General features: G+C 52.6%; 17 protein-coding genes. 2 read left to right on the top strand and 15 right to left on the bottom strand.

Going from position 1 to position 19,472, the window contains the following annotated elements; translation table 11 throughout:
- From tssC (MWU62_RS16605) to tagH, 11 genes are read right to left on the bottom strand one after another with little or no spacing between them, the layout of a single operon-like run.
- A complete protein-coding gene (tssC, locus tag MWU62_RS16605; protein ID WP_247115925.1) occupies positions 1–1,521 on the bottom strand; it encodes a type VI secretion system contractile sheath large subunit in 1,521 nt (506 codons plus the stop codon).
- Positions 1,522–1,562: 41 nt separating this feature from the next.
- A complete protein-coding gene (tssC, locus tag MWU62_RS16600; protein WP_216006967.1) occupies positions 1,563–3,059 on the bottom strand; it encodes a type VI secretion system contractile sheath large subunit in 1,497 nt (498 codons plus the stop codon).
- The gene (gene tssB / locus MWU62_RS16595; RefSeq protein WP_200362537.1) at positions 3,056–3,565 is read right to left on the bottom strand and encodes a type VI secretion system contractile sheath small subunit; all 510 of its coding nucleotides are present in this window, start codon (positions 3,563–3,565) and stop codon (positions 3,056–3,058) included. Before tssB ends, tssC (MWU62_RS16600) begins: the two co-directional genes overlap by 4 nt.
- Positions 3,566–3,607: 42 nt before the next feature.
- Positions 3,608–4,753, bottom strand: a complete 1,146-nt coding sequence (gene tssA, locus MWU62_RS16590; RefSeq protein ID WP_247115924.1) for a type VI secretion system protein TssA — start codon at positions 4,751–4,753, stop codon at positions 3,608–3,610.
- 15 nt (positions 4,754–4,768) lie between these two features.
- Complete coding sequence (locus MWU62_RS16585; protein WP_247115923.1) at positions 4,769–5,554, bottom strand: protein phosphatase 2C domain-containing protein; 786 nt, start codon at positions 5,552–5,554, stop codon at positions 4,769–4,771.
- A 1-nt stretch (position 5,555) separates the two neighbouring features.
- A complete protein-coding gene (tagF, locus tag MWU62_RS16580) occupies positions 5,556–6,233 on the bottom strand; it encodes a type VI secretion system-associated protein TagF (protein ID WP_247115922.1) in 678 nt (225 codons plus the stop codon).
- 16 nt (positions 6,234–6,249) lie between these two features.
- Positions 6,250–9,759, bottom strand: coding sequence for a type VI secretion system membrane subunit TssM (tssM, locus tag MWU62_RS16575; RefSeq protein ID WP_247115921.1), 3,510 nt, complete (start codon positions 9,757–9,759; stop codon positions 6,250–6,252).
- Between the two features lie 17 nt (positions 9,760–9,776).
- Entirely contained in the window at positions 9,777–11,081 is a 1,305-nt protein-coding gene (gene tssL, locus MWU62_RS16570) for a type VI secretion system protein TssL, long form (RefSeq protein ID WP_247115920.1), read from the bottom strand.
- A gap of 29 nt (positions 11,082–11,110) precedes the next feature.
- The gene (gene tssK / locus MWU62_RS16565) at positions 11,111–12,433 is read right to left on the bottom strand and encodes a type VI secretion system baseplate subunit TssK (RefSeq protein WP_247115919.1); all 1,323 of its coding nucleotides are present in this window, start codon (positions 12,431–12,433) and stop codon (positions 11,111–11,113) included.
- 52 nt (positions 12,434–12,485) lie between these two features.
- Complete coding sequence (gene tssJ, locus MWU62_RS16560) at positions 12,486–12,950, bottom strand: type VI secretion system lipoprotein TssJ (RefSeq protein ID WP_247115918.1); 465 nt, start codon at positions 12,948–12,950, stop codon at positions 12,486–12,488.
- The gene (gene tagH, locus MWU62_RS16555; RefSeq protein WP_247115917.1) at positions 12,947–14,215 is read right to left on the bottom strand and encodes a type VI secretion system-associated FHA domain protein TagH; all 1,269 of its coding nucleotides are present in this window, start codon (positions 14,213–14,215) and stop codon (positions 12,947–12,949) included. The genes tssJ and tagH overlap by 4 nt, the downstream gene beginning before the upstream one ends.
- Before the next feature lie 301 nt (positions 14,216–14,516).
- Here tagH and MWU62_RS16550 point away from each other — a divergent pair, with 301 nt between their 5' ends.
- Together MWU62_RS16550 and MWU62_RS16545 are read left to right on the top strand one after the other, a co-directional pair.
- Positions 14,517–14,807: a PAAR domain-containing protein gene (locus MWU62_RS16550; protein WP_200362556.1), complete on the top strand. Its 291-nt coding sequence runs from the start codon at positions 14,517–14,519 to the stop codon at positions 14,805–14,807.
- 5 nt (positions 14,808–14,812) lie between these two features.
- Positions 14,813–16,699, top strand: a complete 1,887-nt coding sequence (locus MWU62_RS16545; protein ID WP_247115916.1) for a serine/threonine-protein kinase — start codon at positions 14,813–14,815, stop codon at positions 16,697–16,699.
- 115 nt (positions 16,700–16,814) lie between these two features.
- On the opposite strand, the gene MWU62_RS16540 is transcribed toward MWU62_RS16545, so the two are convergent.
- The 4 genes from MWU62_RS16540 to MWU62_RS16525 form a co-directional block, all read right to left on the bottom strand.
- Positions 16,815–17,375: a hypothetical protein gene (locus tag MWU62_RS16540; RefSeq protein ID WP_247115915.1), complete on the bottom strand. Its 561-nt coding sequence runs from the start codon at positions 17,373–17,375 to the stop codon at positions 16,815–16,817.
- 63 nt (positions 17,376–17,438) lie between these two features.
- On the bottom strand, positions 17,439–17,627 hold the full coding sequence (locus tag MWU62_RS16535; RefSeq protein WP_247115914.1) for a hypothetical protein: 189 nt from the start codon (positions 17,625–17,627) through the stop codon (positions 17,439–17,441).
- A gap of 129 nt (positions 17,628–17,756) precedes the next feature.
- The gene (locus tag MWU62_RS16530) at positions 17,757–18,152 is read right to left on the bottom strand and encodes a hypothetical protein (protein WP_247115913.1); all 396 of its coding nucleotides are present in this window, start codon (positions 18,150–18,152) and stop codon (positions 17,757–17,759) included.
- A gap of 133 nt (positions 18,153–18,285) precedes the next feature.
- Positions 18,286–19,452 (bottom strand): immunity 49 family protein, encoded by a 1,167-nt coding sequence (locus tag MWU62_RS16525; RefSeq protein WP_247115912.1) that lies wholly within the window; start codon positions 19,450–19,452, stop codon positions 18,286–18,288.
- Between the last annotated feature and the right edge of the window lie 20 nt (positions 19,453–19,472).

The following is a 19,472-nucleotide window of genomic DNA, read 5'->3' as shown; positions in this document are numbered from 1 at the left end:
TCAGTGTCCGTCCACGGGTGTCAGTTCAGTAACCAGCCGTAAACCACTCACCAGCTGATCAAGCTGGAAGTGAGGCTGGAGGTGTATGATTGAGTAATATTTCCCCGGCTCTCCGGCTCGAGCTTTTACCGTCACACGTGCATCACGTAACGGGAACTTCGTGCGCAGGCCATCGGAGGCATTCTCGGTCGACATGGTGTAACCGTGAATCCAACGTTGTAATTGGGCCTCGCACTCTTCCGGTGTCCGGTATCCGCCTATCCGGTCTCGCCCCATTACCTTCAAATAGTGCGCAAACCTTGAAACGCACAGTATGTAATGCAGCATGGAGGAGAGCCGCGCGCTGACATCTGCCGCAGTTGTCTCATGCCGTTCTGGCTGCTGTATCGAAGGAACGGAATGGAATACAAGCATGGGTGTGTTCGGCAAAGGTACTAAAGGTAGGAAACCCTCCTCCGACAACGCCTTTTCCATACGATCACTAATCTGCCAATCCACGGCCTGACGGGTTGGAAACAGCACACCCGACGGATTGATTTCTGCAATGTCAGGCATGTTATCAACCGTGCCATGGGCTACACGACCGGGCCGAAAACCACGAATTTGGGAGAACCAACCCGATTCGCAAAACGCACGTATCGCGACGGTCCCAAAAGCAAAGCAGGCAGGACCCCAAAGATAGTCCCTATCGGTTATTTTGCGATGCTCCAGAAAACCAAACGCTTCGGCTCCCTCACCTAACTCCCGGTGGGGCGGGCGCATTAACATTCTTGGCACGGCTAACCCGAGAAAACGGGAGTCTTCGGTGTCCCGCAGGGAGCGCCAGGCACTGAGTTCCACTTGGGAAAAGTGGCTCTCCAGATCTCGCACACCCGTTAGTTCTGCGTAGTGGTCTACGCCAAAAAAGCTTGGTGCGGCATTGAGGATTAATGGCGCAAAGGCGGCCGCCGCCACCTGCGACAGCTCCCGAAGCGTCTCCAAATTTGCTGCGCCACCCTGAGTTCGGTGGCTGATGCTGTAGGTGCCGAGAAGCAAGCCGAAAGGCTCTCCTCCCGGGCTGCCAAACTCTTCCGAGTAGACTTTGGCAAACAGCTTAGACTGATCAAACTCGATAGATCTGGCAAAGTCTGCAGAGACAACATCCCACGACGCATCCAGAACCTTTATCTTGACCTGATCCTGCTGCGCATCTTGTGCTGCCTGATCAACCAAAAGGCTGACCCCGCGCCAATGAGCCTCAAGGTCTTTAAGATCCTGATGGTGGAGTATGGCATTGAGCTGAGCATTAATTAGCCGATCTAGACGCAAAATGCGATCAGCCAATACCGCCCGAATCTGATCCCGTGTCCATCTGGTTCGGCCGGGGTAGTGACTCAGAAACAGCATCAGTGCTTGCTGGTCATCAGCCTCGGCAATCAGCCGCTCAGACAGGCCTCTGCCCCACGCAGGTGCAGAGGTTCTGTCAGAAGCCTGACGGCGGGTGATGTAATCCTGCTCGACAAACGACAATGCTGAGCTCATGCCAACTCCAAGCACTCCCGGAGCTTCCCCGGGAGGCTCCATCAGTTACCGATTTCCGGAATCTTGGCGACGAGGCGCAAAGACGTAGTCAACTCTTCCATCTGCAACCATGGACGCAGCCAGGCAATAGCGTTGTATGAACCCGGGCTACCCGGAATCTCACGCACCTGAACCTTTGCATCTGCCAAGGGGAATTTTGCACGGATTTCCTGACCACCGCCCTCAGATGCATTGACGTAACCCATAATCCAGCGGTTCAACCAGTTTTCAACGTCATCCGCTTCCATGAACGAGCCGATCTTGTCGCGCGCCATCACTTTCAGGTAGTGGGCGAAACGTGAAGTTGCCATCATGTAAGGCAGACGCGCGGATATTGCGGCGTTTGCAGTTGCATCCGGATTATCGTAGATCTTTGGCTTCTGACAGCTTTGAGCGCCAAAGAAAACCGCATAGTCCGTGTTCTTGTAGTGACACAGCGGCAAGAAGCCCAGTTTGCTCAGCTCAGCCTCACGCCGATCGGTGATGCCGATTTCGGTTGGACACTTGAGGTCGGGGTCGCCATCATCGCTACGGAAGATATGAGCTGGCAGGCCTTCTACCTTACCGCCACCTTCGGCACCACGAATCGCCGTGCAGAAGCCGTATTTGGAAAACGCATTCGTCATGCGGCTGCCAAGTACGTAAGAAGCGTTCATCCAGCAGTAGTCATCGTGATCTGGCGTCACAGCCATGCCGGTTTCGGCATCCAGTTCCAGCTCTTCAAATCCAAACTCTTCGACCGGCTTGGTCGCCTTGCCATAAGGCAGACGCGCGAGAACCCGAGGCATCGTGAGGGTAACAAAGCGGGAGTCTTCACTATCGCGGAACGAGCGCCACTTAGTGTACTCGAGCGATTCGAATACTTTTTCAAGGTCGCGAGGTTTGGAGAGCTCAGTCCAGTCATCAAAGCCAAACATGCCTGAAGACCCAGCCGACACAAATGGGCAGAAGCCCGCCGCTGCTACGTTCGACATCAGGCTCAAGGTCTCAATGTCATTCGGGTGGCTATTAAATTCGTAATCGCCAATCATCATGCCGTAAGGCTCACCACCTGGCGTGCCAAACTCAGACTCGTAAATCTTCTTGAAAATCTGGCTCTGGTCAAACTCAACCGCCTTCGACAAATCCTTGTGCAAATCCTGCTTGCTGAGGTTAAGGACACGGATCTTCAACATAGCGCTGGTTTCGGAGTTCATCACCAAATGGTGCATACCACGCCATGAACCTTCCAGCTTTTGGAATTCTTCCTGATGCAGAATTTCAGCAAGCTGGCCAGAAATCATCTGGTCGAGACGCGAAATAGCCTGATTGAATGTGATGGCCAGATTTTTGTTCCAGGTCACCGTGCCTTTCATGGCCTCTTCAGTCAGCGTTCGAATTAGCTCCTCGGCGCGACTGCTTTCAGTTTGCTTTGTTGCGCCAATGGCTTGCTCCAGCAAGCTGACCGACCCTGCCTCATGCTCTAGTACCGCGTCTTCGGTGCGTGTTTCAAGACTCATCCCTTGTCCTCCTCTGTGCTGCTCAGATCTGAGCTCAGTGCCTGAAGATCGTCTGCGTTGTTAAGCACTCGCTCCAGCAATTCTTCAAGCTCTTCGGAACGATCGACCTTGGTTAACAAATCACGTAGCTTGTTGCGTGTTTCCATCAGGTGCCGCAAAGGCTCGACCTGATTAACGATCGCTGCTGGCTGAAAATCTTCCATCGAATTGAAGCCCAGCTCCACCGAGATCTGGGAGCCGTCATTTGACAACTTGTTGTCAACTTTAAGCCGCAGGCTCGGGCTCATCCGACGCATAACTTCATCAAAGTTGTCGCGATCAATCTGAATAAAGCGGCGGTCCTTCAATGGTTTAACGTCGGCATTATTGTTGCCCGAAAAGTCCCCCATCACGCCAACTACAAAAGGCAGCTCTTTTTTTACCAGGGCTCCCTCTGTTTCCACATCGTAGGTTATGTGTACCCGGGGCTTGCGAACCCGGGACAATTTGTTGTGGATGCTTTCCATATTGCTGTCTCCTTTTGAGCGTCACTGTTGGTTTGCCAGTGGTCATTCCTGCTGCTCGGGGGCAGGCACACCGGTTAATTTAAAGAACCCGTCCCGGGCTCCACTGTCGGATATCAGTTCGTCCATAAGTTCAGGCAATGACAGCTCGCTCCATCGAACTGCCCGTAAAATCGCGTAAGAAACCGGAGAGTGAGGTTCCGTCTTGAGAAAAAAATCTGACAGCCTACGTAACTGCTCCAGTGCCTCTTTCCGGCTCTCAATAGCAACTCTAACCGTGTCTATACCGGCAGGCTTCGCGGTCGTATTCGGTGAGCCATCCTCATGCGATGTATCTGGATCCGCACTGACATCCAGCTCCTGCTGTTGCGTTTCCAAGTGCCGATCAATACGTTCACCGGCATTGTGATTAAGCATGATCAAACAGCGATCAAGAGCCTTTGAAATATTGGTCGTCGGCTGAGGGTCACCGCCCATGGCTCGATCCATGGCATCTGACAGAGCGCGAAACTCAGAATGCGCACGTTCTAGCGCATGTCGGGTTTGCACCAAATGCTCGGTCGGTGTTTCTTGCACAGCGGTTGCCAAGAGGTCGGGCGACATAGCACCGCTGCGGATTCTCGATTCGGCTTTGGATTCATCCAGGCGAGCTACTTCAGTAGCCTGCTCAGCGTGCCAGGCTGCGTAGCAGGTAACCCCATCACCATCGAAGAACAAGGGCACTGAAATGATTGGCTTAATAAGAGTGCCTTCGCCGTCCGTTCCATTTAGGCCAACCAACGGCGCTATCCGAGTATCTAGGCCTTCTTCGTCAGGCTGCGGATAGAGGTTCTCCCAATGCAGATCGATCAGCTCACGGGCAAGCTCAAAACCCTCAGCTAGGCCTTCAAATCCTTTTTCCCTGCATAAGGCCTCAATCAGCCAGGCGACATACTCAAGATCTTTGGATCGGCTTTCCAATACGGCCGGAATCTCATCAAGAAGCTGGCGCCACTGCGGCGTTTGCGGTGGTTCCTCACCAATAAGCACTTGGCGTTCTATCGCTCTGGCCTGGTTCCTAAGATCCTTAAGCGTAAAATAAGGAGAAACCGGCGAGCTATCCTCGCGAGTGTCATCCCCACAGGGTAATTCTGGCGATATATCCGCCAGCAGAGACTCAAGCGGAAACAGTCGATTGGCTTCATGTGTCATTGGCGTCTCCACCTGTTAAAGGTTCCACTGGCCCAGCGGAAGTGTCGAATCTCTGGCGCTGTCTGCTAAACCGGCCAACCCAACAGGTGGTTCAACCTGTACGATAATTGAAGTGATATTGTCCCGGCACCCCTTCACCAAAGCCGCATGGCGGAGGGCCTGATTGATATCCTCAATAGGCTCTTCCATAAGAAACTGTTCCAATTCCTCGCGCTCAAACTCGCGGCTAATACCATCCGTGCATAAAAGAAAACGATCTCCGGGCATCACTTTGCCCTCTACACTGTCAATCAAAGGCTCTGCCTCTACACCCAAGGCACGTGTGATCACGTTGGCGAGTGGATGTGATTCTGCCTCCTCTTCTGAGAGAACCCCCTGCTCTACAAGGTCTGCGACTTGGCTATGATCTTTTGACAACCGCTTTAGCTTGCTCTCCCTCAGTAGGTAAGCCCGGCTGTCGCCAATCCAGAGAATTTTATATCGGTCATCGGTGATCTTTAGTGCCACCATCGTTGAGCCCAAAGTGGCCCCGGGTAGCTGCTCATCGCCATATTTTCGTATACGTTGATTGGCGAGATGTATCGCCTTTTCCAACTCATTCGCGCTCATGGAACTGCCGCTTCGCTGCCGTTCTAAACTCACGGTATCGCATATCAACTGACTGGCTACTTCACCCGCCTGATGCCCACCCATACCATCAGCGACAACCCAAAGCCCGTCCTCAGGAAACGACAGATAAGCGTCTTCGTTATGATCCCGAACGGCGCCGGTGTGTGTGAACTGAGCCGAGGAATAACGCATCTCAGGCACCCTGCCCTATAAATTCAGCTTCCAGCCAGCCGTGGTTGTGCCATTGGCCGACCATCATCGAAGCAAACTGGCCAATCTTTGGTAGGCCATCGGTAAGCAGTGTTACTGGCTCTACAAAGGCTGAACCCTGAGTCCACCAGATGGTTGTTCTTCGATCTTTTCGCAACATGGCCTCTAACCAGTCGGTTTCGCTGCCGGATGAGGCGAATACCAAATTGCCCGCCCCCGTTGGCCACTGCATTCTTGCGCTTGTGGGCTCCGGCGGCTCAATAGCAGACAGTTGTTGACGCCAAACTTCTTCATGCCAGCCGTCCTCCAAAACATCGAGAATGCAGTTTTCCATAGACGATGCCCATTCCGGCTGGCGCCAACCATCAAGCACCTGGCCCGCAAACTCGCGAACCACCAGAAACGGAAAGTGACGACCCACGCGATCAACCGACGGAATAACCGTGCCCAACAAGCCGGAATCAAGCATACCTCCGGGGGCAGAGCAAAAATGCCAGATCGGTGACGTGAGGTAGGCATCCATCCATTGCCCTTCCAGTTGATCCCTGCTCACAGCAAGCGAGGTCTGACACCACTCGAAGAAGAGATCTCTTACATCCGGGCGTACATCCACGGTGATGAAATCTCCTCGCGCTGGCACCTTGCCCATATATCCCCACATGCTTTCGCTCCCTGACCTACAAACGTGCTGGCAATGTAAAGTTTTCAATCAGCCCGTCGGCGAAGGGATGCCTTACCGAGGCCGGCTCAATTCTCAATCGAGCCAAATAGTCACTGAGCATGATTTCCAGCGTAAGATCTCGGCCCTCACCTCCAACTCCACCGTAAGCAGCGAGTAGCCGGAAAAGCCCCCATTCACCTTGAAACTTCCGCTGAACAACCGCGTCAGATGTCGATCCAGGGTTGACTGCAATCCGCACTGCATCGCCACTGGTGCCCGGCCACTCAAAGTGATGTTTTCTGGCTGGCCCATGGCGGTAAACCATCTGATCTCCGCCCGCCTCAATCGAGAACTGGGTTACGCGACTGTCCAAGTAAACTGGCTGAACGGCATAGGGCACTTTCAGGTTTTTAGTTCCATCTTCAAAGAACGCATTGCGGATGCGGTTCGCCCTTTGAAAAAAGCGCAGACTGTCTCTCCGAATGTTGAGGTCTGTTGATAGCCGCCAAGGGTTTGACGAAGTGTCCACATGATCAGCGAGGTATTTATTAAAGAATTCGTCGATAGTGCCGCCATGGCCAAAGAACTGGCTGAAATCCGCCAGACTCACCTCATCTGATGCATTCGGTTCTAGCGGATAGAGCCCGGCGATGGCCGATTTGAACTCCCGATACACCTGATTGCGCCAAAGACCGTTGATCTTTTGCGTTGCAGAGCTTCGTACCAAACCTCTGGATTCACGCGCAAAATCCGAGACAATCGATTTAAGGTGCGTGGACTGAGTGTTTCCAACGGTGGCGTAGAAACCAGTCACAGCGGAATTGAAATCAGCACGAGAAACTGTCTGAAATCTATTAGCACCATCTGACTGTTCAGAAAAATACTGGGACATTGTGCGGGTTTTGCTTTGTAGCGTTTGGAAGGTTTCTTCCTTGATGCTATGCAAAACCTTAAAGGTGTCGTCCACCAGAGTGGTCTGGGGCTGTTCTTTACCTGTGAGGGGGAGAATTCGATTCAACCGATCAAGCGCACGGCTTTTTCGACCAGCCTCACGCATGGCCTGACCTTTTGCAGCATCTGCGGCTGATGCACCTTCCGCTTCTGTGGCGGCCAGCTGTGTGTTGTAGTTGACGGCAGACACTAATCGATTCAACGGCGCATCCGGACCACTGAGCAAGCCCGTCAAATAGCGACCCTGCTCAGGACTGCTGAACGAACGAATTTTAAGATCAGACATCAGGGAGTCCCATGCATGGATGTAATCCCTGAAGTAATGATCCTCAACGAGCGCCTTAATTCTGTCCTCGTCTAGGTTGCGGTAGGCAGCTGAATCATCTCCATATACCCAGGAATCCTCGAGTAGATGGCTGACAATCTGATCCCGCTCCGGCTCAAAAACGCCGCGGTATCCTGCCTTGGTATATAGCGCCGGTATACCCGTATGTAAGCTTTCACCCGAGCGCCGCTCAAAAACCTCTGCAGCAACTGTGCCCAACACCATTGGCAACCGGAATTCAGGAAGACCTGCGGCCTGAGCATCCAATCGAATACGCTGATATGCCCGTTCCGAAAGCGGCACGGAGGTCAGTTCATTCCGCGCGACCTCCACAAGACCTTGTGATACGCGCAGAGGCTGCTCAAGATCCAAATAAGCTTCAAAGTGCTCCAACACCGCTTCTCGATGAGGGCGATTAATCTCTCCGGGCAAATGGTTTCCCATCAAATAGGCCAACCACAACGAAACCTGATCCCGATTGAAGCGACTACGATCTCCGAGCATCAGGTAGCTTTTCAGTGCCTCATACAAATACTCAGGGTTATCCAGATGCAACTGAATATCTTCTTCCAGAGCATCCTTCAGCGTTTTGGCAAGCCGGTATTGAAGAACCCGGCCGTACACACCTGTGGCACCCTGATACAGGGCTTGGATCTGAAAATGGCCAAGAGACGATAGACCGTGGGTCTCTGGAATCTCATTGCCACCCGACAGCGCCGCTGATTCATTAAGTACGGTTTCGAGCATCAACCACTGGGCATCGTCCGGAACCGAATTTAACGTATCCGCTAACCCGTCGGTTCGCTCTGCAAAACCCGCAATGGCGTCCCTCGACCGGGCATAGTCAACATACCAAGTTGCGGCAAGCCCAACCGTCAGAACAGCCATTGCTGCAAAGGCGATGCGGCGAACAAACATTCGCTGCCGAGCTTTACCGCTATCAGTCACCGCAAGCCCATGCTCGGAGAAGATCACCTGATCGAACAGTTTCCGCTGGAAATAGCCGCCACTAGGTTGAGCGCTGTGATTTTTCCCCACCTTCGATGACTTGAGCCGGAACTGTTGATCGACAATGCCAGACACTTTATCGAAACCGGACTGGCCCTGTTCCGAAGACACCATGTAAACGCCCCTCAATAACGGCACTTCTTCGTAAGCCGAGGGGAAAAACACATCTTTGACCAGATTCCACAAAGGTGTTCTGAGCAGCGCTACTTGCTTGGGGAACTCGTAAATTCGGCTGCGGGTGTCAGGCGCCCGCTCTTGCTTCAGCCGGTGCAGTAAAAACCCGCTAAGGCGATTCAGCAGTTGATCAAATTCGTGTTCGAAGGCCGCCGGCAACTTCTCAGGATCGGTCACCGCCCCCAAATCAAATGTGACACCAAGAACATCCTCTCTTTCCTGATCAGAGAGCATCCCGAAGGTATCTACAAAACCTTCCAAAAGATCAAACTTGGTAAGCATCACGTAGACCGGGAAAACAACGCCTAGACGATTCCGCAGCTCCTGAACTCTTTGTTTTATCGCCCTTGCGTGAATGGCCTGTTCCGTAGGCGTCTGTTCCAGCATATCGGCAACACTAACGGCAACAATCACCCCATTGATTGGTTGGCGGGGCCGATACTTCTTCAGTAGCCCTAGAAATGCATTCCAGCCTTTTGAGTCTCGTTTATCACCTGATTCCTGAGTGGTATAGCGGCCTGCTGTATCAATGATCACGGCACGGTTAGTGAACCACCAATCGCAATAACGGGTACCACCAACACCTTTAACCGAATCCAACCCCATTTCACTTTTTAGCGGAAACTCCAAGCCCGAGTTGAGCAATGCAGTGGATTTGCCAGAACCAGGCGCGCCTACAATCATGTACCAGGGCAGCTGATAGACAGAACTAAAGCGCCCAGACTTCCATTTGCGCACAAGCGCAAGGGCCTTGCGCATGTTATTGCGCTGGGTTTCCAGCTCTTCCTGAAGCAGCTCATCACCCTGATCGGTAGCCATCATTTCTTCTACAACGCGTTCGTTGTCACGACGCTCACGTCGAGAGCGCCACAACTGAACACCGAGGTAAAGAACAACGAGCGTCAATAGAAAGCTAATTCGAGCCAACTTGCTTGCAAATGGCTTCCAGTCCGCGATGGCCAGCAACGGGCCACCAAACCATACCAATACCGTAAGTGCGACAAACCCAAGAACAATAAAGATTGTTCTTGGGGTTATCCGGGACCAAATTCGGCGAATCCATGCCATGGGGTTACCTCACGTAATCAATCATTCAGGGCTTCAGGAACCAGGCTGATTTCAACGCGCCGATTACGGGCACGATCCTCAGAGGTAGCATTGTCAAAACGGGGTTCCGTATCACCACGGCCCTCAGGCCACAATCTGCCTTGCAGGTTTGCCGAGCCTGCAAGCTCGTCAGAAACCGCTGTCGCTCTGGCGAGTGACAGGTGCCAGTTAGAGGGGTATTGGCTTGTTGCGATAGGCTGGTTATCGGTGTGTCCGGTTACCATGACGGTTCCCTCTGTCGATTCCAGCGCACGGGCAATCTTATTCATGAGTGGCAGCACATCTTCTCGCAGAACAGCGGCACCAGATTCAAACAGCGATTCATTCCCGATACTCAGCGTAATCTTGCCGCCATCGCTGTCGTTGAGCGTGACCAGCTCCCTGTCGATTTCGGTTTGGAGCACTCGTCTGAGGTAGTCACCCTGTCCCGGCCCTACCTGACCCGTGGGCACTCTTACTTCAGGGACTGCCAGTGTTGCCATATTCGCCAATACCGGCTCTGCGATAGAATCGAGTCGCTGCGAAAAAGCCATATAGAAAACCAGCAATATCATTGCAGCGACTGCGGCACCGACCCATACAGGGACGCCTAGCGTAACGCCGGGACCGCTGAGAACTTTCTGCTCCCAGGCCTTCTCGAATGGAGTACCTAAGGAACCACGGGCAGAACATATTTCGTGATATAGGCAATCTCTGAGCGTATCCAGCTCCTCTTGCCCGCGTGACTCAACGCGATATTTGCCTTTAAAGCCCAGCGACAAGCACAGGTACTGAAGCATCAGAACATCTGTATTTGCCGTGCGCCTTGCGGCCGCAACCAGGTCAAAGAAATAGGCGCCCGACCAAGTTTGAGAGTGAAACTCTGACAGCAGTGAATGCGCTGCCCAGTGCCCGTTTTCGCCCCAACTGCTGTTGAGCACGATTTCATCAATAAGTGCACACACACAATACGACGCTGTTTCGACGGTTTCTGCTGTGAGGCCGTCCGTTTGAAGGCTGGCCTGATACTCACGAACCAGTTCCACACACCGCCTACGAAGCTCTGCAACATCATCAACCAATTCTGCGGTGGGCAACCGAACAGCCAGAGAAAGCAGCTTAGATGCGTGATCACAAACGGGCCCCAAACGAGTCTGGGGCAACTTGAACCGACTAAAACCAGAAGCACTTTTTGCGGGCGTAGCTATAACAGTTTCGTCTGCCGGGCGGGGAGCAGCATGTGGTGCTGGGCCGGGTGCCTGTCGGGCGCCTGGTCGAGGTTTGAGGACGGTGCTGTCGTTCATGTAGCAATCCCTGCTTGAGTGTGTGTCGGCTACTGCCGGACGGCCCAGAGTTCGAGTTCAAGCCCCGGATAATTACCGGACACGTGAACCGCCAATCCGCCGCTCTGCTTGAGGTGCTGCCAACGCTCACTTTTTCCATCCAGCAAAAAGTAGTGATAGCCGGCGTGGTAAGGAATCTGTCTTGGCGCCACGGGGAGCGCACTTACCGGTATACCCGGCAAGTGGTTGTTAACGAGGTCACGAATATGCTCTACAGCGCCGAGCTTGATCTGCGCTGGCAAGCGACGGCGGATGTCTTCCGTTGGCAAGTCTGCTTTAACCGCAAGTACAAATTGAGCGGTTTCAAGAAGGCTGCCGTCAGGCAAAGGCGCAACTCGGATTCCGTACTGAGCATTTTCCAGCTTCAGTGCAATCGCAGTTTGCTCAAGAACGGTACTCAGTGATTGGCTCAGCAACGCAGCCAAATCGCCAAAGGTTTCCGTCAATTGTTCATGCCGGTACGGGGGTAATGACGGCACCATTTTGTCTGCGCGTGCAAAGAGTGCCAGCTCGCCGGTCAAGGTAATTGCCAACTCGTAGAAGCGCTCCGGGTGCACTTGCGGTGCGCCTTTCAGGTGCTCTAGCATAGGTTGCCAACGATTCAGCGTTTGCAGCATCAACACATCAAACAGCGTTGATGATTGCTCAGCGCCTTTTTGCATTCGTACCGCTAGCGCCTTGGCCCTTTGCTTAACCATGCCAAGGATTTCACGTAGGAATGACGCCAAGGGGGCAACGGCTGCCACATCCAATGTCGGCGGAATAAAGCTCCGATCAAGCTTCACTTCTTTCTCGTTCACCACCTCAACAATGCGAGCGACAGAAAGGCACGCAAACCCTGCCAAATCATCGCGCCCGAGCTTGAGGCGAGGATTAAGGTGCGCCAAGCCCAAAAGCTCTTCCTCACCATCTTCTGCAGAATCATCTAGCAAGCGATTTTCTTCAAAACGGTATCGAGCTCCCTGAGTGGAGCTGTCTGCGGCAATATTGGTGCCCGATAGTTTTTCCATGGGCAGCACCAGATACACCAGTTCATCTCTGGCATCTGGCGGAACTTCTAATACAAGCTCATCGGTTTGATCGAAGGCGAAAGGCATGCCGTCCGGCAGAATTCCTACCGCCCTAACCAGTGACACCTGACCAAGCGCGAGAGCCTGAGAATCCATCTCCAGTTCTGAAATGCCGTATCCGTGCACAGCGGTACGAGCATGTCGGCTTCGCGCCGACTGGTACAAAAAACGATCCTGCTGTTGAAAATGCTGTGGCCGAAGCAGCATACCCTCAGACCAAGCGACCTTAGCTATTCGTTCCATGATATCTAAAACCCATTGCTATTCATTCTGAACTGACCGCACACGTAGTGTGTTAGCGGTCCTCCCGGGCAATCGCACGGCTGTCTATGCTGATTCTTCGATTGTCATAACCACGAGGATCTGCTGCGAGCGTCAACTTCCACTCAGCAATCTCAATATCCCTAAAAGCGGCCACGATTCCGATGTGCGTAGTATCTTTATGCAATCGCATTTCGTGAACATGCCCCCGAGCTGGCCGAATAATAATCTCAACGTCGCTTAGCAAATCTTCACCGAGCAGGGCTTCCGCATCATCGTAAATCTCGAAGAAGCCCGCATCTTTGAACTTAGCTGCAGACTTGAGCTCATAAACTCTTACCACCAGTGGTGAGGATCGCCCGCTCGCATCCGGATTGATGTTTCCGTGGGAGGCGAAGTGTAAGTCGGTATAGGGCGTCACTATGGCGTTTGCAACAACACAGCCCGTTAAAGCTATTGCGGCCACCAAGACCGTCACCCAGCGCATGGCGTATATCATGTTTTGGCAATCCCCTCATTCTGGCCGACGGCCTGCTCGTAGGCTTCGACAAATACGTCGCTCCTGAGCATGCTGTCGGTGCTACCGTAAACGTCCCGCTGCCAGGCACGATGACGGGTAATTGTTTCCAAGGCTTTACGGCGAGCAAACAGCCCCGTTGTTTTTTTTGTGCCCGTCACATTCGGCGTATCCGCTAGAAGATCCTGAACTACAGACTCCACACCTTTGAGCAGTGCCTGCTCATGGGAGAAAAGATCATCAAACGCTTTGTTTACAGCATCCACCGGCCCTAAGTTGGCAGCATGGGGCCGAATAAGAAGGCTATCCAGCGCATCCTGAGGTGTAGCGGAGAACTTCAGGGGGTTATTTTCACTCCGCTGGAACAGTGTCTGAGCCACACGCAATTGCTGCTTCTGACGGGCGCGCATGTGGATCATATCCAGCAGGCGATCTAAAAGTACCCGGGTGAGACCTCCGAGGTCCCTGTATACAGCTGGCCCGGCACCTTCTAGCTTTTCTAAGGGGAGCCCAAGGCCTTCAGCTAGGGCTGCTAGCGCATCAGGCTGCTGGCTCGGGGTAGCAGTGGCATGGTCTCTTGGCGCTGGAGACGAGACGGGCATACCCTGCGCTGTCGCAGCGCCTTGGGACTGCTCACCTCCCTGCCCCCAATGCCACTCGCCGGGAATCGCGGGCTCTTGCATTGGCACATGACTATCCGCCATAACCCTTTCGCCCAAGCCCGCAGCAAGAAAATCTCCGAAAGCACCTGCTGCTGCAGGGCTGTCGCCTACAACATGGTTGCTATTCAGAGGCAACTCAGAGCTTTCGGCTTGAACTTGAATGGGGGGCGACTGTTCTGGGTGGTTTTCCAGTGGCTTCTTTTCTAATGGTTTTTTTTCTAATGACTTCGAAAAATCGGACTCAAGCTGCTCTGTCGACGCTGCAACGACAGAAGCTACAACTTCAAAGTCACCAAGACGCAGGCAATCTCCAGATTTGATCGCCACAGTGTTACCACGACCAATGGCCGAGGCTTCGCCGTTCAGAAACACGCCGTTAGTGGACGTATCCGTAACCATGTAGCCGCCATCGGAAAAACGAATCTCGGCGTGCCGGGAGGAGAGTACTTTTAGCGGATCGGGTAAATGCCAGTCACAATCGGTGGCTCGCCCAATAACAACAACATCGTTGGGCTCAACCGTCTTTTGGCCGGTAACTGAGGGCGACAGCCTTTGATAGCTGGTAACTTTGAGCTCTAACAACATCACTCGCTCTTCCCTTGGAGCTAAAACCTAGAAAGCAGTGTCATAACGACACGGGTTTCTGCACCTTCCTTGGACCAATTTTGTAAGAACGTCGGAACGGATTACATTCAATTCAACAACCGCCAGTGCGGCTTGACTGATGGATACTATTCTAGCCTCTTGGAACTGTCAATTCCTGTTAAACACGGACTTCACAAATGTAGGCAAAGATCACACAAGGGGGTTGACCTACCTTTTCGGATCGCCGAACATCACGCTCTGTAAAACCAATGGACGGATTTATTTCAGGGACGTATTGCTCATGAGCAAGCCGACTGCTTTTCTTGGAGCTTTTCATATCTGCCCCGCCACAACCGGCCCCGTGCCGCACGTTGGTGGCCCCACCCTCGCAGCATCTCCAAACGTTTTTGTTGGCGGCCTACCTATTGCAAGGCTTTCAGACAAGCTCATTTGCGTTGGCCCGCCCGATGTTGTCGTTGAGGGCTCCGGAACGGTTTTCGCAAACGGTCTGCCGGTAGCGCGCTTAGGCGACGCCACCGTTCATGGCGGGAAGATTGTCGTCGGAAACCCTACGGTTCTAACGGGAGGGTGAGCACGGTGGAAAGCAAGGGCAATAAACATAAGTGGCTTGATAAAACACTAAACCAGCGTTATCGAATTGAAGCTCTCATTGCCTCAGGCGGTATGAGTGACGTGTATCGGGCGGTGGATTTGCAGCTAGAGCAAGCAGGGGCCGCCGATTGCAAAGTCGCGCTCAAAATCCTCAAGCACGACATGCTGACCCAAGACGGCGTACTTGGCGTGCTCGCCCGAGAAACCGCCAAAACCAAAAGCCTAAGCCATCCCAATATTATCCGGGTGCAAGACCTGCAACAGGATGGTGATACCTGCTTTATGGTCATGGAGCTGCTTGAAGGTGAGCCACTTACACGCATGATCCAGCGCTCGCGGCCCAGCGGTTTGAAGTGGAAAGGGGTGAAAGAAATTGTCGCGCAGATTGTGTCTGCACTGAAATACGCTCACGCTAACAACGTTGTGCATGCAGACCTAAAGCCCTCAAATATTTTCTTTACGCGTAACGGCCAGATCAAACTCCTCGACTTCGGCGTATCCCGGGTACTGAGCGATCCGCTTCAAGAGGACTTTCTGAACCCCGGTCTCGACGAGACATCTATTTACGGGTACACGCCAGCTTACACACTGCCCGAAATAGCGAAGGGTGAGCAGCCTACCGGCGAGGGCGATATATACGCCCTCGCCTGCATATGTTACGAGCTTTTGAGCTCCAAGCATCCCTTCAATCGACAATCGCCATCACAGAAAGAGCGGCAATCGGCCAAATTAAAGCGGCCCGGCAACCTACCTTTGAAAACATGGCGAACTCTGAAGCAGCAACTGCTCGGAACCCCGCAGCAGCTTTCTATCCAGAAAACAGAAAGCGCCCTGAAGCCAACCCCTTGGCTGTCGGTCGGGCAAACGGTGGTCACCACCGCCGCGATCACTGCGGGTATTGCTGCTTGGCAGATAGGCACAGCCGAGTCTGCCAAAGCAAGGCTTACCGCAGAGGCTCTGACAGAACAGAGACAACATAATCTGGCACTAAAAGACCTCCCTGCGGAGCAGCTTTTGCAACAGTTACCGGGAATGTCTGAGCTCGATCAAGCGGGGCTTCTCAAGCTCCAACAAACACCTTTGGTCAACCACTTCCTATCACGTATTGATAAGGCGCTTGAGCCCAATGAGGAGAACGGTTTACCAAACATAGTGCAGGCGCTTTCAGTGCTTGAGAATGCGACCACCCTCTTCCCAAGGGACGGGGAGCTTTTGAGTGTTCAAAACCGAATCGAGAATAGGCAAAAGACCCTGCAAAGTGCCATTGCCAATGAAATCCAATCCACTCTGGAGCAGGGAAACTATAAAGGAGCCGAAAGCGCTGACGCCTTGGTAAAACTAGGCTCTAATCTTGAGTTTTTGGGGGATACGCCGCCTAGCCCATCGCCAGCAGCCGTTAAAGAATATCTCTCTCAAGTGGATTCGGCCTTTAAGGCATTTGATGCTCCAAAACAAGCACAACTGCTAACCATCGGGAATCGCTTCTTCGCACAGTCGCCGGAAACGAAAGAACAGCGCCTTGCTCTCGAAAAGCTTGGAGAGGCTGCCAAAGAGTTGGCTCAGTACCAAGACAATCAAGCCGCCGAAGGTGATCAGGTGTTCCCCAGTAGTGCGGCACTTGTGTTCTATTCTCAGAAATTTGAGACATGGCCGGTTACCATCAAGAACGCTCGCTCAAGTCGTCAGCTAGATGCGGTTTATGAGGACATACAAGCCTTAAAAAAGGTTGTTCCTGAGGACTTCGAAAAGATCGTAACAGCAGAGAAACGCTTGGCCGAGGCCTACCTTTCTCAAGCAGATATTCTACTGGCCAGAAACCAGACTAGCCGTGCTCAGCCATTGGTAAAACGCGCCACGACACTGATGCGCTAAGCGCATCGAGCCGTGGCGGGCCTTAATTCGCTGAAACAATGGCTAGACCAACTAGACACGCAAGAGGCAGTTCGATTTTAATTTAGTTATTTGTGGCCCTATAAAGGCCTTTCGGCTACTTTTTCAAGCGAAGCACTTTACTAAGTGGCAAGTAATTCTGCGCGACGATATCAACATCATCAGGATTCACACACCTCTCTTGGCACATTTTTTCAAACGCCTCAGATAAGCGCTTTTGCTTTTCTTCAGGCTTGCTTGGGTCACCAAGATGGCGGAAAAGGTTGTTGATGTTTTCCGGGTTTTCTTGCCCTAAGCCGGACAACTGTTCAACCATCTGGGCACTCATGGCAACCGAAAAAAACCGATCTGCCACTTTCGCGTAGTGCTGAAAATCTTCATAGCCTATTTTTTGACTAACGCCATCAAGCAACAGGTTATCGGGCTTGTCCTCCATCATGTCTGCCATGGTGGTGTAGGGACGCATCTTCATCAGAGATGCCTGAAATCGTTTCTTTTCTTGCTTACTCAGCCGCTGGTCCACGGAGGCAATAACGGTAAAAACAGCCGGTGTTTTGGCGATAAACCGGTCTACATCACTTTGTTGCAGGCTATCGGCAAACACTGGCAGCGACCATGCAGCCATAGCCAATATCAGTGCTCTTGAGATGTTCTTCATATATCTTTCCTCATCGTTCATTTTTAATACGGCGCGCAGCAAAGAGACCTAACCCACCCGGCTTTAATACTCGTCTTTAAGCCGAGCAACGGCTTCCTCATTGAATTCATTATCCACCATCACGACGCTCCAGAGATCGATATCGCCATGCAGCACAATAAGCGCAATGGCGCGGATCATCAGAGTGGGCGATTCCAGAGCCTGTTCATAAAGCCCTTTCACCGCTGGGTCGCCTCGGCGATCTTGCAGCATGTAGGCCACGTCGACTTTCAAAAGAGGGCGCAGATCTTATCTTTTGCGGGGTGATGCGAATGTAAGCCGGTTCGTAGGGTGGTGTAGGAGATTGGCTATTGCAGACGCTCTTCGTGTTCAGGGTGCTATTCACTGAGCAATGTCATCGCAGACATCACTAGGCAACTTCGTAACGCTGCCATCCATCAGATCGTTATATTTAATATAATGCCGCGTTCTGTTTCGAGTATTTGCTGTATAACCTTGGAGTTTGCGGTTTGCTTGACTACCTGCGACTGAGCTTTCATATGTGAGCATCACACAACCAGTACCTCTAACTAATTTATCAGAGATTTCTCTCAACTCCCTGTCATCATTCAAGTTTGCCGCCTGCACCGACTGGAATGCCCGAGCACTCTGAATGAGCGCCAGCTTCTCCTCCTTACTGGTCTCTATCGTCAGCAGATAACGATCAATGTCGTCTCGAATGCCATTATTGTCGGTATCTGGCCCCGTTAAGCTGTCGCTTCTGTCCAGCTCAGGCATTTCGCCGGAACTCTGCATTATCGATTGAAAGGAGCTGGGTGAAGTGCAGCCGCTGAGAGCCATGAAGCACAACAAAGACAACCACAGCAGCGCTGTTGTTGGCGTATTGCTTCCTTGTGGCCTATCTCCAAGATTAAGAATTTTGAGTCTCCCGTTTCAAATACTCGTCTTTGAGGCGAGCAACCGCTTCCTCATTGAATTCGTTATCCACCATCACCGTATCCCAGAGATCGATATCGCCATGCAGTACAATAAGCGCAATGGCTCGTATCATCAGGGTGGGCGATTCCAGAGCCTGTTCATAAAGCCCTTTCACCGCTGGGTCGCCTCGGCGGTCTTGCAGCATGTAGGCCAATGCATCGCGCACTTTCCAGTCGTCGGATGTTTCGAAGGCGTGGATCAAATCCGGCAGCCACTCGCTGTGGTCTATCTCGCGGTAGGCTTCCAGCTCGTCGTAGTCGTCCCGTAGTACTGCTTGTTTGACCTGCACGGGGGTGTTTTTGAACACCGCTGTGCCGCTGGGAGCGGGCTTGACCTCGGTTAATGCTGTAAACCGATCGGCGGTTACGACCCAGTCTGGGATGTATTCATTTTCAACCCGAACCCGGTAGCCTTTGTGGTCATAGGCCATGACGGCAAGAGCCGTGAGGGGCACAGACACCAGCCCTTCTTCTGTTATATCTGAAACCTTAACCCAGTATTCCTGATGCAGGCGCAGAGCTTCTTCCATGTGGTCATTGAAGGCATCCTCCTGATCTCCAGCGAAGATGGTTCGAATAATCGAATCAATGGGCAGCAGGATGCGGCTCACATAGAAAAACCGGCTATCGTGAAGCTCGTCGGGGTCAAAGGCTGCTTTTGAATCCAGCAGCAACTGAGCCAGATTCGCTTCGGGGTTGTAGACGCCTTTGAGCAAGGCTATGAGCGCCAGTTCGTACTTTGTGGGCGGTCTCTTCTCAGCTTGCATAAATACGCTTTCGTCCACCTGACTGAGCACCTCCACAGCCTCACGACTGCGTGCTATCACACCGAAAAAAAACATTTTGGACCAGACATCAAAATGCGTATGGCTTCCCGAATATTTTCCGGTAATAGGTAGCTGCCGATCCTCAAAGCGCAGCTGCAATTCCTTGCCATCGTTCGACACAGACCGAAAGTGGCCGGTTCCCAGTTGCTCGGCTAAAAACAAGGCTTGCCAAGCCAGATCGGAGCCGGGATGGACCGAAGCTTCTGTGGCAAAAAACTCGCGACCAGTGTCAAAAAAACCAGGCAGTGCCGAATCAGGATTTTCCTGAATCATAGCCGGAGCCTTCCCCAGTC

The sequence above is a fragment of the Marinobacter sp. S6332 genome (genome assembly GCF_023016045.1).
Classification (GTDB): domain Bacteria; phylum Pseudomonadota; class Gammaproteobacteria; order Pseudomonadales; family Oleiphilaceae; genus Marinobacter.
The sequence above is the reverse complement of the archived record's forward strand: the minus strand, read 5'-3'. Positions and strand labels throughout refer to the sequence as shown.